The 14,707-nt window shown below is 60.7% G+C and carries 17 protein-coding genes; 4 read left to right on the forward strand and 13 right to left on the reverse strand.

The window, feature by feature from the left end:
• Positions 1-68: 68 nt before the first annotated feature.
• From HMI60_RS00485 to HMI60_RS00495, 3 genes are all read left to right on the forward strand, one after another.
• Positions 69-302: a hypothetical protein gene (locus HMI60_RS00485; RefSeq protein WP_193590347.1), complete on the forward strand. Its 234-nt coding sequence runs from the start codon at positions 69-71 to the stop codon at positions 300-302.
• Between the two features lie 99 nt (positions 303-401).
• Positions 402-782, forward strand: coding sequence for a hypothetical protein (locus HMI60_RS00490; RefSeq protein ID WP_193590348.1), 381 nt, complete (start codon positions 402-404; stop codon positions 780-782).
• Positions 783-1,078: 296 nt separating this feature from the next.
• Positions 1,079-1,429, forward strand: coding sequence for a hypothetical protein (locus tag HMI60_RS00495; RefSeq protein WP_193590349.1), 351 nt, complete (start codon positions 1,079-1,081; stop codon positions 1,427-1,429).
• 85 nt (positions 1,430-1,514) lie between these two features.
• On the opposite strand, the gene HMI60_RS00500 is transcribed toward HMI60_RS00495, so the two are convergent.
• The 3 genes from HMI60_RS00500 to HMI60_RS00510 all read right to left on the reverse strand — a co-directional run bounded on the left by HMI60_RS00500 (position 1,515) and on the right by HMI60_RS00510 (position 5,067).
• A complete protein-coding gene (locus tag HMI60_RS00500; RefSeq protein ID WP_193590350.1) occupies positions 1,515-2,069 on the reverse strand; it encodes a GNAT family N-acetyltransferase in 555 nt (184 codons plus the stop codon).
• A 416-nt stretch (positions 2,070-2,485) separates the two neighbouring features.
• Complete coding sequence (locus HMI60_RS00505) at positions 2,486-3,142, reverse strand: YitT family protein (RefSeq protein WP_193590351.1); 657 nt, start codon at positions 3,140-3,142, stop codon at positions 2,486-2,488.
• A gap of 131 nt (positions 3,143-3,273) precedes the next feature.
• Positions 3,274-5,067, reverse strand: a complete 1,794-nt coding sequence (locus HMI60_RS00510) for an alpha/beta fold hydrolase (RefSeq protein ID WP_193590352.1) — start codon at positions 5,065-5,067, stop codon at positions 3,274-3,276.
• Between HMI60_RS00510 and HMI60_RS00515 the strand changes: the two genes are divergently transcribed.
• On the forward strand, positions 5,061-5,267 hold the full coding sequence (locus tag HMI60_RS00515) for a hypothetical protein (protein ID WP_193590353.1): 207 nt from the start codon (positions 5,061-5,063) through the stop codon (positions 5,265-5,267). The two genes, HMI60_RS00510 and HMI60_RS00515, sit on opposite strands and share 7 nt — an antisense overlap.
• Before the next feature lie 183 nt (positions 5,268-5,450).
• Here HMI60_RS00515 and HMI60_RS00520 read toward each other — a convergent pair whose 3' ends face one another.
• From HMI60_RS00520 to HMI60_RS00565, 10 genes are all read right to left on the reverse strand, one after another.
• A complete protein-coding gene (locus HMI60_RS00520) occupies positions 5,451-6,017 on the reverse strand; it encodes a type 1 glutamine amidotransferase domain-containing protein (RefSeq protein ID WP_018778399.1) in 567 nt (188 codons plus the stop codon).
• Positions 6,018-6,261: 244 nt separating this feature from the next.
• Entirely contained in the window at positions 6,262-7,059 is a 798-nt protein-coding gene (locus HMI60_RS00525; RefSeq protein WP_193590354.1) for a hypothetical protein, read from the reverse strand.
• Positions 7,056-7,754 (reverse strand): ABC transporter ATP-binding protein, encoded by a 699-nt coding sequence (locus HMI60_RS00530; protein WP_227453621.1) that lies wholly within the window; start codon positions 7,752-7,754, stop codon positions 7,056-7,058. Before HMI60_RS00530 ends, HMI60_RS00525 begins: the two co-directional genes overlap by 4 nt.
• A gap of 47 nt (positions 7,755-7,801) precedes the next feature.
• Entirely contained in the window at positions 7,802-8,623 is an 822-nt protein-coding gene (locus HMI60_RS00535) for a hypothetical protein (protein WP_193590356.1), read from the reverse strand.
• 65 nt (positions 8,624-8,688) lie between these two features.
• Positions 8,689-9,342: a response regulator transcription factor gene (locus HMI60_RS00540; protein ID WP_193590357.1), complete on the reverse strand. Its 654-nt coding sequence runs from the start codon at positions 9,340-9,342 to the stop codon at positions 8,689-8,691.
• Entirely contained in the window at positions 9,339-10,211 is an 873-nt protein-coding gene (locus tag HMI60_RS00545) for a sensor histidine kinase (protein WP_193590358.1), read from the reverse strand. The genes HMI60_RS00540 and HMI60_RS00545 overlap by 4 nt, the downstream gene beginning before the upstream one ends.
• A gap of 244 nt (positions 10,212-10,455) precedes the next feature.
• On the reverse strand, positions 10,456-12,276 hold the full coding sequence (locus HMI60_RS00550) for an ABC transporter ATP-binding protein (protein WP_193590359.1): 1,821 nt from the start codon (positions 12,274-12,276) through the stop codon (positions 10,456-10,458).
• The gene (locus HMI60_RS00555; protein ID WP_110504859.1) at positions 12,273-12,704 is read right to left on the reverse strand and encodes a lasso peptide biosynthesis B2 protein; all 432 of its coding nucleotides are present in this window, start codon (positions 12,702-12,704) and stop codon (positions 12,273-12,275) included. Before HMI60_RS00555 ends, HMI60_RS00550 begins: the two co-directional genes overlap by 4 nt.
• Positions 12,701-13,003, reverse strand: coding sequence for a PqqD family protein (locus HMI60_RS00560; protein ID WP_081623356.1), 303 nt, complete (start codon positions 13,001-13,003; stop codon positions 12,701-12,703). The genes HMI60_RS00555 and HMI60_RS00560 overlap by 4 nt, the downstream gene beginning before the upstream one ends.
• The gene (locus HMI60_RS00565) at positions 13,000-14,664 is read right to left on the reverse strand and encodes an asparagine synthase (protein WP_193590360.1); all 1,665 of its coding nucleotides are present in this window, start codon (positions 14,662-14,664) and stop codon (positions 13,000-13,002) included. Before HMI60_RS00565 ends, HMI60_RS00560 begins: the two co-directional genes overlap by 4 nt.
• Between the last annotated feature and the right edge of the window lie 43 nt (positions 14,665-14,707).

The raw sequence follows: 14,707 nt of genomic DNA on the forward strand, positions 1-14,707 counted from the left end.
GTATCCGGTCCAGGATCCCTTTGCGGGAAGCGCCTCATGACCAGAAGTCTTGCTACGGTAACGGCATCATGAGCGTTTCAGAAAGACTCCAGGAATCAGCCGATCGGTTCCTTTACGGCGACGAGTCCATGCGTGCTGCACAGGCGTTGGAAGGAGTTCTTATCGACGAGTATTTCGGCGACGACCGGACGGAAGAGTTGCTGTACGTTCTTTCGCTGTATTCGCCTGGAAGCGGTGTGCCGTACTCCGAAGCATCAGACGTTCGTCCTCTAGTTCTTTCAACGCTGGAAAATCTTGCCTAAGAGGGTTGATCTCAGGCGACTGTGATGGGCGCACGGTAAAGGATCCTTTACCGGACGGTGACCAGTATCTTCATCCTGCCGATGTGACCATATGTGTTCGTGTCCTTCGATGTGTACTTCCAACGCTTCAAAGACGGCGATAAGGCCTCTGGCGGAGGGGAGATAGTGCGCCAGATTCTTCAGCCATTCATCGTGCGTGAGAATCCTGAGCAGAATTTCGCACTCGTGGAGTACGGAGACGGTTCCGTCGACGTCTACCTCGATGGCGACAGTATGTTGGCTAACCACGTCGGAGGTGAGAGGCCTTGGGACCTACTCGTTGAAGGAGCTCGGGCGGCCGGCTGGGTCATCCTTCCAGTTGGATCCCCAACGTGCATCACGGAAGAGGCGCAGCGCTTTCACTTGCCCGAAGGTCTCGACCAGGACGTGTCATTTGTTCGCACGGGAGAAGAGTTGCTTCAAGTCATCCGATCCCTGTAACCAGGGAGGGAGGCTGCTCAATGGCACTACCCGCCAGGAGTACGCCGAAAAGGCGCCTTAGGTGGACCTTGTACCGGATGAAAGCAACGCCCCGTCGAGGATCCCGTTGCTCCTGCGGTTGCGGCGACTCACCGCCGTCCGGATGAGGATCCCCTTGCGGACACCTAGCCTCATCGAAACGTGATCAACGAAGTCCTGCCTAACAATTACGTCCACGAGGATTGTTCCAATGCCGTACGCCGTCCCAGTTCTAAGGAACTGGAACATCCCTCAGCCGAGCATGGTTAGCTTCATGTGTGACCAGAGTGCTGACAAACCCCACCGATGACCTATGCGATTTCCTGTTAACGGCACTGCGTGTTTGGAGCGGTCCAGCGTCATCGTCGGACCATTTCGCTCGAAAGCTGGACTTTGCGGATAACGCGGCCTTCCACTCGAAGCGCAACAGCCTTATCGATGCACTGGACAGCGGGGAAGGTTTGGACGTCAGTGACTTGCCGGGAGCAATCCGTATCGCTCGTATTGCCGTGACCGACGACTACTACGGTCCCGGGTGGGAGTGGCCTCTTGTCACGCACTTCTCGGTTGAGGAAGCCCACGCGATGCTCCTTGCCTTGGAAGCCATCTCCGAACACAGAAGTGGCTGAACGTGCCGGCCCGCGTCCCTTCCCTGATCGGCCCACTTCCAAGGAAGTGGGACAGCGAAACCGCGGCAGAGCAGGGAGGCCTCGCTTAGCGTGATTCCTGGCGAGCAGGAAGGCGCGAGTACATGTACATGTCCTTGCGTTGGCCGCCAATTTCTAGCCAGCTCCTCATTGTTCCTTCCCGTACGAACCCGTTGCGCTCGGCTGCGCGCCAGGAGCCCTCGTTCCAAGGCTCGACGTAGAGTTCCAGTCGATGAATCCCGGCGTGCGCAAGACCCCAGGCGGCGAGGGCACCTAAAGCAGAGGAGGCAGCTCCCTTCCCCCGATGAATTGGCGCGACCCAATAGCCAATGCTCGCCCGGCCTTGGCTGAGGTTCTTTAGCCACAGTCCGATTTGGCCAACTGCCTGATCAGAGGAGGAATCAGCAATAGCGAAGGAGTACCCGGTGCCATCAACTAAGCGTTGGTGTTGTCTTTGGATGAAGGCCAGAGCTGCCTGGCGTGAACCGCTGGCGGGAACTGTCGTGATGGCAGGAATTAGTGGATCGCTCGAGGCTTCCTGGACCACAGGAACATCGGCTGCCGTAAATGGGCGGAGCCTGTAAGGGGGCGCAACGAGTACAGGCTGCTCCAGAGGATTCATTCTCAGACTCTACGCGGGCCCCTGGGCGGCATGGGAGATACCGAAACTCCCCACCGTCCCACTCCCAGGGAAGTAAAACGTCGTGCGGATCAGTGATTTACAGTGCTGCTTGAGATCGTTGGCTTGTGTGCGTTTGTATTTCTTCGCGCCAGGGCAAGCATCATGGCGGCGATGCCGAGCTCGTCGTGCTACCAGAAGTTATGGTCCAAGGAGCGGGAGATTCGCAATGCAGGCGGCACGTGGATTGGGCCAACAATTGTTGTGTTGTACCCAGGGTTCCGACCTGAGGAGCCAGGAAAGCCGCAAGTAGAAGACAGTGACGGAAGGGCGCTCCGTGGACTTTCTTGCCGCCACCAACACTTGTGTGAGCACACCCGCGGGGTACGACGAACACATCGTTTGGACCCAGTAGGAGTTTACGAGTTTGATGTCGTCGTCGTTGATGCTGGTCGGCCGGTTCGGCTGCCAATGGTCGGAGATGAGAGGTCTTGACGGCTTGAAGGAACACTGAACAAGGGCATGAGCCACTGAATCAGCGGTCCGATCAGAAACGCTTCGGCTATGGTGCCGATCCCGAGGGTTCCGCCCAGCAGCCAGCCAGCTGCGGCGACAGTTATCTCGATCAATGTGCGGCAGTTGCGGATCGACCAGCCGGTCCGTTGGGCCAGGCCGGTCATCAACCCGTCCCGTGCGCCCGGGCCGAAGGAGGCCCCAAGGTAGCTGGCGCTGGCGACGGCCAGGAGCACCAGTCCCCCGGCAAGATAGACGAGTTGCCAGAGAAGCCCGCTGGCTTGCGGAATCAGAGGCATCGACAAGTCGACGAAAGCGCCGATCAGGACGGCGTTCGCCAGGGTGCCCCAGCCTGGCCGCATCTTCAGTGGGATCCACAGAAGGAGCACCAGAAAGCTGATTGCGACGATGACCATTCCGGTGCTGATCCCCGTCAGCCGAGCCAGACCTTGGTGGAAGATGTCCCATGGGGAGATCCCAAGCCCAGCCTTGATAAGGACTGCGATGGAAAAGCCGAAGAGCGACAGTCCGGCAAGCAATTGAGCGATTCTGCGTGTCAACATCACCTCAGCATCCCCTGAACTGGCTTTGAAATATGTAGCCAGTTTGAACCTCTGGCTATCTTCCTGGTCAGAGCTCGTTGACGGATCTCAATCGGCATGTGTATTTCTCAACATGGACCGGGGGCCCCTGTTCACCCGACGGATTGCGTGATGAGTGTGACGAGTGGATCTATATGAGTCAGCTGCGGATGGTGCCCTGCGCCCGGCATCGAGACGAGCTCAACGTTCGGAAGTGATTCGAGCTGCCCAACCATGCCCGGGGCGATTGGGTCCTCGCTTCCCGTAATGATGCGGACCGGGCCGGTGAATCGCCCCAGGGCCTCCTGGAGTTCGCTACGCCACTGTTTCGATCCTGCAAGGGCGAGTTGCCTGGCCACCTTCTTGGCGCTGCTTCGTTTGATGTCACTGAGGCTGGACTGGAGAGCAGCCGCGTTCGCTTCTGATCCGGTCAGTTGGCGTGACAGCCGCGCCGGATTGGTGTGTCGCAGGTAGGTGGATACGAGCGGCCGAAGCCCGGCTGGGACGCCCGTTGGGGTTTGGAGGAAGAACGGTGCGACCAGTGTCAGGGACTTGACCCGCTCCGGGAACCGGTCCGCCGCGACCACTGCCGCAGCCGCGCCGATGGAATGGCCGATGAGGTCAGCAGGTTCACCGCCCAGCACATCGGGAAGCCACCGCTCCCAGTCCTGAATGCCTGTTCCTCCGCTGAGGCCGAGTCCGGGAAGGTCGACGACGCGCGCGCCGACACCCGAAGCGACGCCGGCCCATGTGTCTGCGTTGACCGGCAAGCCGGGGAGGACCACCCGGCTGGATCCGGCTACTCCGAGCTCGAATGTCCTTACACCGCCGGCGTCGACGAATCGGCGGCCGTCAGCCAAGGCGTCGCCAAACCGGTGTGCGGCCAAGTAGTCGGCCCACCGTTCCAGGGACACCAGTACGTCCGGCATCTGTATCCCGTGTCTGTTTGCGAACTCGATGGCTGACTCTGTCGGATAGCGGTCGGCGGACATGAAGGAAAGTGTCTCGGGATCCGCCCTGGTGATCCGCTGCGGGAGTCGCTTGATGACGCCGACCGGCATCCGTACCCGCGGAACCTTGACTCCGAGGTGCCGCCCGACGTGGGTGAGCAGGTCAGCCAGCGGCGGGGTAGCGTCGTCGAGAACCCAATAAGCCTTGCCCGCAGCAGTGGGATCGACCGCTGCTGCCGTCATGAAGGCAGCCAAGTAGTCGACCGTGACGACCGGGAGGAACGTCGATCCGTTTCCGGGCAGTGCGGCCACGGCTCCCTCCCAGATTTGCGCGATGGTGGTAGCCAGGCCGATGAGCTGGTCGGACTCCCCGGTCACGCTGTCGCCGATCAGGCTGGACGGATTGACGATCGTCCAGGGGACTCCGTGCTCCAAGGCACGTGCTTGGAAGATGGCGTCGGATTCCACTTTCGACGCCTCGTAGGCGCCAAGTTCCTTGTAGACCGCGATGCGGTGGTCATCTGACCATGGGACAGTGGCGGGGTCCTGTCCGCCCACCCGGTAGCCCGACACGTGGACGACGCGCTGCAGGTTGGGGAGGTCCTTTGCGAAGTCGATCAGTTTCTCGACGATGCCAACATTTGCGCTGCGTGCCTCCTGGGCGGTCATCCCGAATCGGTAGGTCCCGGCGCAGTTGTGGATCTCGGTGATGAACGGCAATGTCGATGGTCCACCCGTGACGATCCCGGGAGCATCGAAGTCGACGATCGTCGTCCTGATGCTACGTTCCAGGCCATGCTCCCTGACCCATCGCTCCACACGCGCTCCGGACTCGGCGGTCCGGACTGCCGCAGTCACGTTCGCGCCAGCCTTTGCAAGGGTCAGGACGAGGTGCCGGCCGACCATTCCCGAGGCCCCGAAGACCAGGGCGTTGCGGGAGTCTGCGTGGGGTGTCATCGCGTCCTCCCGGCGGTCTGGCAACGCTGGTTGACAAGCTCCGCTACCGCACCAGCAGCCGCAGCAAGGGGTTGGGTGCTCTGCCTGGTGCGAGAGGCTATGGTCGCAGTCTCCGCCGACGGCACAAGAACGGCTACCGGCGGCCGCGCGTCTTCGGCGTCAACACCGCTGGTCTGGACGGGCTGGAGCAGGGGCTCTGAGAGCCGTTCTCTTGTCAGGGTTCCTTTGGATGGCATGAAGAAATAATAGACCAGTCTATATATTTTGCAAATCACTCAAGTGCCCGGGCGAACGAGCCTTCCTGGCAGTTAAACGCAAGTGCCGCCGTCGTACTTCTTGTGAAAGTACGACGGCGGCACTCGCCTTAAGGACGCTGGTGGCCGCTAAGCCGTCTGGCCGGCGTGCTGGCCTTCCGAGATCTCTTCAACAACCTTGGCGTTGAAGGCGGGGAGGTCGTCCGGGTTGCGGCTGGTGACCAGTCCCTGGTCGCACACCACTTCTTCATCGCTCCAGTTGGCGCCAGCGTTCTTCAGATCCGTCTGGAGCGTGTGGTACGAGGTGACGTTGCGGCCCTTGATCACTCCGGCTTCGATGAGGATCCACGGTCCGTGGCAGATCGAAGCCACGGGCTTGTGCTGCTCGAAGAAGGAGCGCGTGAAGTTCTGGGCGTCCTTGTCCACGCGGAGGTTGTCCGCGTTGACGACGCCGCCCGGGAGAACCAGGGCGTCGAAGTCCGAGGCGTTGGCGTCCGCAACTGCGAGATCGACGTCGAACGTGTCGCCCTTGTCCACGCCGTTGAAACCCTGGAGCTTGCCTTTGTCGAGGGCTACCAGGGTGGGCTCGCCTCCGGCGTCCTTGATGGCCTGCCACGGGCTGGTGAGTTCCACCTGCTCCACGCCGTCCGTCAAAAGGAATGCGACCTTCTTGCCTGCGATGTTGTGTTCTGACATTGTTCCTCCTCTTGTTCGGCTGCTTTTTGGGCATGTGCCGGTGCTGCGAGAGTTGTTTGTCTGACCTGAACCAGCCTAGGGAAGGATGCTTTAGTAAGCAAGCTGACTATTTCGATGGCGTTGGTGAACATACGCCTAACCGGACATATTCAGTCGCAGCGAAAACCGGCCTCGAACGTCGCTAAGCCAAGCCCGACGGCGGTCCCCGCCTCAGTCTGAGGTGAGGACCGCCGTCGTGGTTCAGCTATCCGCGGGCGTCCCGCGTGCTGAACTTGAACCCTGCAAAACCCACGAGGCCGGCTGTCCAGGTGAAGGTTACTATCGCAGCGGTGAGAGCACCCAGGTCCGCGGCCGGGTATGACCCCGTCACCAAGCCGGGATCAAACAGCAGGACCCCGGCCACTGTGGGCAGGTAGGCAAAAGACGGAGTCAGCAAGAGCAACATCAACGACAGTTGCGACACTACAATCAGCGCAAACAGCGGTATCAGCGTCTGCTTGAGCAAGATGCCCAGCGCGAACCCAATGAGGGCTATGGCATCCCAGAAAGCGATGGCACCAGCCCAGCGGAGAATAAGGCTTGCCGGAACGCTTCCGTTCACCACGGAAAGTTCGCCGAGACCGGATTGGGACAGCAGGCTCAACAGCGGGATGGTCACCAGGCCCAGCAGCGTGACGAACGCTGTCAACGCAGTGCATTTCGCCAAGTACAGGCGCTCGCGGTTCGGCGCGGCCACCAGGCTGGTCCGCAGTTGGCCCGACACGTACTCACTCGATGCGGAAATGACGCCGATAACAATGATTCCAATCAGTCCCAGCGCAACCCAGTCGAAGCCCACCGTCTCCGGACTCGCCCCTGGGGCAAGTCCGGGGTCATTCGTTCGGAGCGCTTCCCCCACCGGACCCGCCTGGGACCACCCGACGAGGACGACGATGAGCCACGTCAGGGCGGCAGTGATCCACACGGACCTTAAAGTGACGAGCTTGGTGAGTTCGGCGCGGAACAGACTGGGCGTTCGGGCAGTGTCGACGAGTGTCGTCATGCGGCGCTTCCCTTAGCTGCGTTGCCGGTCCAGTCAAAGTAGGCGGCTTCCAGGTCATGGTGACCGGCTACCAGATCAACGACGTTTCCGGACTGGACGATGCGGCCACCGGAAATGACGACGATATGGTCAGCTACGTGCTGGACCTCGTTAATGAGATGGCTGGAGATAAGGACAGTCTTGCCGTTGGACGCGAGGGTTCTCAGAAGCCCCCGGATCCAGCGGATACCTTCGGGATCCAAGCCGTTGGTCGGCTCATCGAGAACAATAATGCGTGGATCGCCGAGGAGGGCCGCGGCGATCCCCAGCCGTTGACCCATCCCCAATGAGTACGCTCCCACGCGTTTCCGGGCGGCGTCCGCAAGTCCGACGAGCTCCAGGACTTCACCGATCCTCGAATGCGGGATGCCATTGGACTGAGCCAGCCAAGTGAGATGGGCCTTGGCTGTGCGACCCTTGTGGGCTCCTGAGCCATCGAACTGAGCTCCAACGGTCCAGAGGGGGGCGATGAGGTCCCGGTAAGGCTTTCCTTCGATGAGCGCGGACCCGCTGTCCGCCCGGTCGAGGCCGAGAAGCAGACGGAACGTGGTCGACTTGCCAGCCCCGTTCGGGCCGAGAAAGGCGGTGACTTTCCCGGGCTCGGCCGTCAGTGAGACGTCGATAATTCCGTCCGACTGCCCGTATTTCTTGCTCAAATTCTTAATCTCGATCACTGTCTGATCTCCTCGGTAGTCGATGTCACTTAGCGGCGAACTGGTTGGCGGCGGAACAGAACAAGAGCAGCGACCAACGCTGCGACCACCCACACCACGAGGACCAATCCGCCCGTCGCAGGTCCCAAATCGTCCGGCGCGGAAGGGGGCAGTTGGTAGAGCTGGGCGCCCGCCTGATCCGGCAGGAACTTGGCCAGGGGGGTGATGTTCACCATGTAGGTGGAGACAATGAGGGCCATCGCCAAGACCGTGCCCATGGCCGCCAATCCGCTGCGAAGGACCACCGACAAGGCGTAGGTGAACAGGGCGATGAGTATCCAGTAAAGGACCACGCCCCATAGGATTCCTGATGCCGCTTGTGGAGTTGCTGCTATCTGGCTTGTTTCGGTGGTGCAGTCGATGACCGCGCAACGAATACCTGCCGACCCGAACACGCTCAGGACGGCCGTGATGAATACGGCAGCGACAATCACGATCGCTTTGGCAGCCAACACGGCACTGCGCTGCGGGAGGCTGATCAAGGTGCTACGAAGCGAGCCGCTGTCCGATTCCTGGTGCATCGACCACGCAGCAAGAAGGATGACCCCTATTTGTCCATAGTGAAGGATGACCAGAAAGGCCGTACCTCCCTCAAGGCCAGCTGCCTCCTCCGGCCTCCCTGCCTTATGGGCAGCGTCGATCAGGTTTGTCAGTATCCAGGAAAGAAACACCGTGAGCAGCACCGTTCCCGCCATGGTGTTGAGGCAAAGACGCAGCGTCAGGAGTTTGGTGGTCTCGGCCCTGACGGCGCGGGCCATGGTGGTTCGTAACCCCGGCCGCACGTCGAGGGTCGCTGTGGAAGATGCTGGCATGACTCAAGTCAATCCGGACCGGCATCGCTTGTCTGTCTGCAGGTGTTGACAGTCGTGGCACGTTCCTAAACGGGCGAAGGGCCCACCAGGCCGCCTTCGTAGGCGATGACAACAAGTTGGGCTCTGTCCCGCGCGTCCAGTTTCGTCAGGATTCTACTCACATAGGTCCGCACCGTGGTTCGCGTGAGAAACAGGGCAGCCGCTATTTCGTTGTTGGAGGCGCCTTGTCCGATGAGGGTCAAGGTTTCGCGTTCGCGGACTGTCAGTTCGCTGATGCGGTCGTGTGCGGCCGGGCTCTGGGTGAAGCGGTCTATGAGGCGGCGGGTGATCTCCGGGGCGAGGAGGGCGTTACCTTCATGTGCGGTCCGGATTGCCTTGAGGATGTCCGGCAGCGGCGCATTCTTGAGGAGAAAGCCGGAGGCGCCCTGTCGGAGAGCTTGGTACACGTAATCGTCCATATCGAAGGTGGTCAGCATGACCAACCGGGTGCTGGATTTCCGGGAGGCCAGAATGCCTGCAGCTTCAAGGCCTGTCATCCGTGGCATTCGAACATCCATGAGGGCCACATCCGGTTGATGCTCCAAGATGGACTCCACGGCCTCCGCGCCGTCCACAGCCACGGCGGACACGGTCATGTCCGGCTCGTCGTCGATCAAGAGGCGCAGTGACGTCCTGATGTGAGCATCGTCGTCTGCGATGAGCACACTGATTTCATTCATCGGCTGTGCGCCCTCCCTGCAGTTCCCGGCAGTGAAACAGCCACACGGTATCCATTGGTCTCCCGTCCTGCTTCGAAGGTCCCGCCCAATAACTGAGCCCGTTCACGCATGCCTGTGAGTCCGTGACCGTTCTTGGAGGCCAAAGCCGCCCCCGGGCCGTCGTCGAGGACGCTGATCCGCAGGTCGTCGCCTTCAGTCCTGATGGTGATCCGGCAGGTTCCTGCTCCGGAATGCCGGATCACGTTCGTCAGGGCTTCCTGAATGATTCGATACGCGGTGGTTCGCTGCGCGGCCGGAAGATCGTGGGCACTTTCGTCGGCGTCGATCACGACAGATATACCGGCCCGTATGGCCGGCTGCGACAGCTCCCGCACCAGTTCCGGAAGGCTTCCCGGCGGAGCGTCATCAGCCGTTTCGCTACGTTCCTGTCGCATCAACACCTGAAGTTGGCCCAACGCATCACGGGCGTCGGACTCGATGCCCTGCAGTGCAGATCGCAGATCGTCGGGGGTGGACGACTTTACATGGGCCACGACGCCCGCCCGCACCCCAATCCCTCCCAGGGTGTGGGACAGTACGTCGTGGATATCCCGTGCGAGGCGAAGCCGTTCCTGCGCCCGGGCATTGCGCTCGGTTTCGCAACGCATGCGTTGGGTGCGAATTCCCAAAACCCATGCGGCCCCGATGATGACGGCGCCCAGGATGATGCCCCGGATGCTCGCTTCGGCGCCCTCCGCAGAGACCAGAAGCAAGGACGCAAACAGAAGAATTTCCAGCACGATCAGCCATGCAGGAAAGAGGCGTGTCCCGAATCGTTCCGCGGCAACGTACAGGCAGAGCCCTGTCACCAGGAAAGGATCCTCGGTCATTCCCAAGCTCCAGCCAACGGCCGTCACAACGCCGGTCCAAGCGGCAGCTAGCCAAGGAAACCTTGACCGAAGGCAGAGTCCCAGAACAACAAGGCCCCCCAAAGCCAGTTGGACCAGCCTGCCCGGTGATTCCGGCGGAACCACGGTGATCCAAAGCCCTGCCACCACGATGATGCCGACCAAGCCGTTCAGTAGAACGGGAATGATCGTTTCCCGGACTACGGAGACGTGAACGTTGTCTGGATCAGCGCTTTGCGTCGTGCTCGGGTGTCGTTGGTTCATAGGCCATCTCATTTGTCAGGAATTGGTTCTGAGCGAGTTCCCGATAAAGAGGCGACGTCTGCATCAATTCTGTGTGGGTACCGCTTGCCACGACCTTGCCTTCATCGAGCACCAGGATCAAGTCAGAGCTTTGCACGGTGGCGAGGCGGTGGGCAACGATGACCAAGGTGCAGCCCGAAGTTACGTCGGCGATGAGCTCCCGCACCTTTTCCTCGCTCACTCCGTCCAGGTTGGAGGTTGATTCGTCCAGGAGAAGCATTGAAGGGTTTGCGAGCAAGGCTCGGGCCACAGCAATTCGCTGCCGTTCTCCCCCGGAGAGGAGCACCGCTCCCTCGCCTACTTCCGCGTCGAGGCCAAGTTCTGACCTCTGAAGGACAGCCGTGAGATTCAGCCGTTCCAGAATGGCCATCATGTCCTTGTCGGATGCATCCGGATTCCCTATGTTCAGGTTGTCCCGGAGGGTTCCGGCAACAGCGGGAGCGTCCTGCTCCACATAGGCAATGTTGGCCCGGACCGCCGACCTTGCTACTTGGTCAACGTCGGTTCCGCCGAACAGGATTTGCCCATCGGAAGCATCGTAGAAGCGGGCTATAAGGTTCAGGATGGTGCTCTTGCCGGCGCCGGAGGGGCCGACGATTGCAACCCGCTGACGGGATTCGATCTGGAATGAGACATCGCTCAAAGTTGAACGCAGACTGGGCCCCTCCGTCTCCCCGGAAGGATGGTCGTACTCAAAGCTCACCCCACGGAAAACCAAGCTGGAATCCCTGATGGTGGGGACCACGTTGCCCACAACGACGGGCGCGTCCTGTTCGGTGGGGAGCTGCAGGATCTCGTTAATGCGCGCCACGCCTCCAAGGGCCTCCCCGATGGCACTCACGGTTCCGAAGAGCTGGCCGAGGGGCATGATGAGGAGGAACAGGAAGAGTATGAAGGAAACGAGGTCCGCCACCGTCAATTCGCCCGATGCCACTCTGAGCCCGCCAACCCCGATAACGGCGAGGAAAGTCACTTGCATGGCGATGGAGGAAATCGGGGATACCAAGGCTGTGGTGGCCGCAACACGCAGTCCAATGGTCCAGACGCCGTTCGCGTCTTCCTTAACGCGTTGGGATTCACGTGTACTTGCGTTGGCTGCGCGCACAGTTCGTGTCGCCCGGATGGCGCGGTCCATTGAGGACGAGAGTTTCCCCAGGGCAGTTTGAACCCCGAGGCTGGCGCGTTCGATGTAGGAGGTGACCCAAACGACCGCTGCGACCGAGACCAGGGCGGCTCCCAGGGCAATGATCACCAGAACCGGGTCCAGAAAGAGCATTGCCACGAGCGCGCCGATGATGGTGAAAACGCCAGCGAAGGACTCCACAAAGCCCTGGCTGAGCATGTTCCGGATCACGGTGGTGTCGGTGGTGACACGGGCGACGAGATCGCCTACACGGCGCTGGTCCAATGTTGGTACCGGCAGGTGAAGGATGTGGTCGATGAGATTGTGGCGCGACCTCCTGATGGCCGTCTCAGCAGTGCGCTGGATCAGGTACTGCCGGATGCCACCAAGAACTCCTCCCACAAGGATGAGCCCACCCACAAGCCACGGCAAGAGGTCCAACGGCTTGGAAGCACTGACTCGGTCGATCACTTCACGGACCAGCAAAGGTTGCGCCAAGGAAAGCGCGGATCCCAGAAGGCTGAGGAGCACGATGAGGGCAACGAGCCGGCGTTGAACGGCTACGTGGCGGAACAGTTCGGTCAGCCCGGCGCGTCGGGAAGCATTGGCTGCGGTCTTCATTTGTTACTCGCTTCTCCGGGCTGGGCCACGGTGAGGACGGGGACGTAGCTGCGGATGCGGTGGGGCTCATCGATCGGCAACCCATCCACTTCAATCCATGCATGGGCGGCGAAGGGCTCAAGTTGGTACCCCGTTTTCCATCCCGGAGAGTGACCTTCCATCCGGCACAGCATGAAGGCTGCGATCGACCGCTGCAGGCACCCCTCGCCGGCGCAGCGGGCGCTGACGGCACATACAGCTGCCCGCATGAGGCGCGCTTGGTGGGCGTTGGTGGAACGGTGTGAATGTGAAAGGCCATGGAGAACTGACTGGAGCAGCGCCGGTGGCAGCAAGGTCATGACCCAGGCGACGCCGACTACCGCGTGAGTCCGCAATCGGAACAGCCCCTGTGGCATGACGGTCGGCTGCGGGCTGATGGGAAGACTCATGAGCTGGCCCTCCGAATGATTCCTGACTGCTGGAGCTCGTCAATCAAAGCGTGTACGTCTTGACGCACGCGGTGGTGGTCAACTCCGTAGGATTCAGAAATTCTGTCAACGACGGCACCGACGTTGAGATTTTGCTCGATTCCGGCCATGACGTCCGCTGCTGTGGCATTTCCACGCCAGTAGGTGCCGCCTCGGGCGTCGAACACCGTTACCCCGTCATCATCTACGTTGAAGGTAATTTTCGGTGAAGGCCGGAATACGTCTCCAGCCTCGACGGTGCGGGTTGTCTTCTTCCTCATTGAATGGCCCTAACCCATCTCTCGACGCCGGCGAGTTGTTCGATTTCAAAGAGCTCGTCCGTGCTGACGACCGGCATGCTCAAAGCATCGCGTACAGCGTCAGCGTTGATATGGCCCATGTCCACCAGATAGCTTTCGTCGAAAAGGCGGGACAGATCGTGCCGGCGCTTCTTGTACTCGGTGAACAGGTCGGAGCTGTATTCACCCTTGTCTTCGCGGGTGAACAGCCAACGGGGGGCAACAGGCTCCGTCGCCCGCGCCAGGAGCGGTTTGCTATCGCGGGTTCCAACGAGGATGTCAGTAGGCAGGCTCAGAATGAGACGGACTACCGCATCGTCCAAGAAGGGCGCCTCCCAAGCGACGCCGAGGTGTTCGTAGGCATGGCCCACTTGCCGCACAACTTCGCCTTGGAACATGACTGCCTCGGTCATCTGATGCCTGAAGCGATCCTTATGGTGCGGGCGGGCTCCCTGTGTGAGCGCATCCTTCACTTTTTGCGCCACTACTTCCCGGGTTTCTGCTGTGGCGAATTTAGAAATGCCGAAGCCGGGCGCCCATGAGAAGGCCTCGGCCGGCCCCACGATGTTCCCCGCCCGGGCTTCAATACGCCGTAGCATCTCAGTTTCAAAGTTGACGTTGGATCCCACCGCGCGGGCTACTGCCAGCGTGGACCACCGCTGCATTTTGCCTAACCGCCGAATGATCCGCAGACCGGCCCTCCACGATGAAGTCGTGAGGAGATCCAGGGCGGTTGTGGGAAGTGGATCAAACAATTCGTCGCCACCAACGCCCGTCAGGTGAGCCTTGACGCCACGCCGGGAGGCATCTGTGAGCAAAAATCCGAGGTGCTTGGAATTCCCGGCCCATGCCAGCGGACCGTCATCGAGGCTCCGGATGTTCTGGTCGAATTCGCTGAACGCGCCTGATGTGGCGGTCAGTGACTCCAGCTCAGTGAATTGCCCGCGTAGTTCCGATGCTGCTCGACGCGCGTACTGGCTATCCCGGTTATGGGGATCGTCCGTACCCGCATGGTAGTAAATGCTCTCTTCCTGAAGTGAATCCAGAATGTAGGCCAGGCTGGTTGAATCCATGCCGCCGGACACATCAGCGCTCAATTTCCCGTAGGACAGGATGCGGCGTTCCATGGACCGTGTCAGTTCAGCCAGCAGCAGTTCAGCCGCCTCGGAAAGATCCAGCTTGGGGTGCTCCGTCGCAATCGCCTGATCCAGCACCTTGGGACGCCCATCGTGGTAGGTGAGCGTGGAACCTGGTTTAACTGCATTGATTCCTTCCCAGAACGGAAGATGGCGTAGGAAGCCGGGCAAATTTGTGCACAGGGCAAGCCGGACCCTGCTGTCATCGAGCTTGCTGTGGGCAATGCGTCGCAGTGCTCCCTGCGACATCGAGGCAACCGGTGTTCCGTCGATGTCGGTCCAGTACAGTGTCTCCGCGGTTGAGATTGATCCGGTGATGTCGCGAGCGTAGCCCGGGATTGCGCCTGGGGCGGCACGCAAATGTTGGTGGGAGACGACAGAATCCCGCATTTGCCGCTCACTGAGCCTGGAATCGAGGATCGTGACAGCGGCGCTGGACAGCGACGCCGAGGATTCGTCGATCAATCCCGAGGCGCTGCCCCTGTTGGCTAAGAAGAGTTGCGGCATTGTGTCCTGACACCTGACGTGTAATGGAGCGAATGGAAAGCCT

It is taken from the genome of Paenarthrobacter sp. YJN-D (assembly GCF_015040335.1).
In the GTDB taxonomy this organism is placed as follows: domain Bacteria; phylum Actinomycetota; class Actinomycetes; order Actinomycetales; family Micrococcaceae; genus Arthrobacter; species Arthrobacter nicotinovorans.

Excerpts from the sequence above, each read along its gene's own strand:
- HMI60_RS00485 (WP_193590347.1), top strand. The coding sequence starts at position 69 with ATGAGCGTTTCAGAAAGACTCCAGGAATCAGCCGATCGGTTCCTTTAC.
- HMI60_RS00500 (WP_193590350.1), bottom strand. The coding sequence starts at position 2,069 with ATGAATCCTCTGGAGCAGCCTGTACTCGTTGCGCCCCCTTACAGGCTC.
- HMI60_RS00505 (WP_193590351.1), bottom strand. The coding sequence starts at position 3,142 with ATGTTGACACGCAGAATCGCTCAATTGCTTGCCGGACTGTCGCTCTTC.
- HMI60_RS00510 (WP_193590352.1), bottom strand. The coding sequence starts at position 5,067 with ATGACACCCCACGCAGACTCCCGCAACGCCCTGGTCTTCGGGGCCTCG.
- HMI60_RS00520 (WP_018778399.1), bottom strand. The coding sequence starts at position 6,017 with ATGTCAGAACACAACATCGCAGGCAAGAAGGTCGCATTCCTTTTGACG.
- HMI60_RS00525 (WP_193590354.1), bottom strand. The coding sequence starts at position 7,059 with ATGACGACACTCGTCGACACTGCCCGAACGCCCAGTCTGTTCCGCGCC.
- HMI60_RS00535 (WP_193590356.1), bottom strand. The coding sequence starts at position 8,623 with ATGCCAGCATCTTCCACAGCGACCCTCGACGTGCGGCCGGGGTTACGA.
- HMI60_RS00540 (WP_193590357.1), bottom strand. The coding sequence starts at position 9,342 with ATGAATGAAATCAGTGTGCTCATCGCAGACGACGATGCTCACATCAGG.
- HMI60_RS00545 (WP_193590358.1), bottom strand. The coding sequence starts at position 10,211 with ATGACCGAGGATCCTTTCCTGGTGACAGGGCTCTGCCTGTACGTTGCC.
- HMI60_RS00550 (WP_193590359.1), bottom strand. The coding sequence starts at position 12,276 with ATGAAGACCGCAGCCAATGCTTCCCGACGCGCCGGGCTGACCGAACTG.
- HMI60_RS00555 (WP_110504859.1), bottom strand. The coding sequence starts at position 12,704 with ATGAGTCTTCCCATCAGCCCGCAGCCGACCGTCATGCCACAGGGGCTG.
- HMI60_RS00560 (WP_081623356.1), bottom strand. The coding sequence starts at position 13,003 with ATGAGGAAGAAGACAACCCGCACCGTCGAGGCTGGAGACGTATTCCGG.
- HMI60_RS00565 (WP_193590360.1), bottom strand. The coding sequence starts at position 14,664 with ATGCCGCAACTCTTCTTAGCCAACAGGGGCAGCGCCTCGGGATTGATC.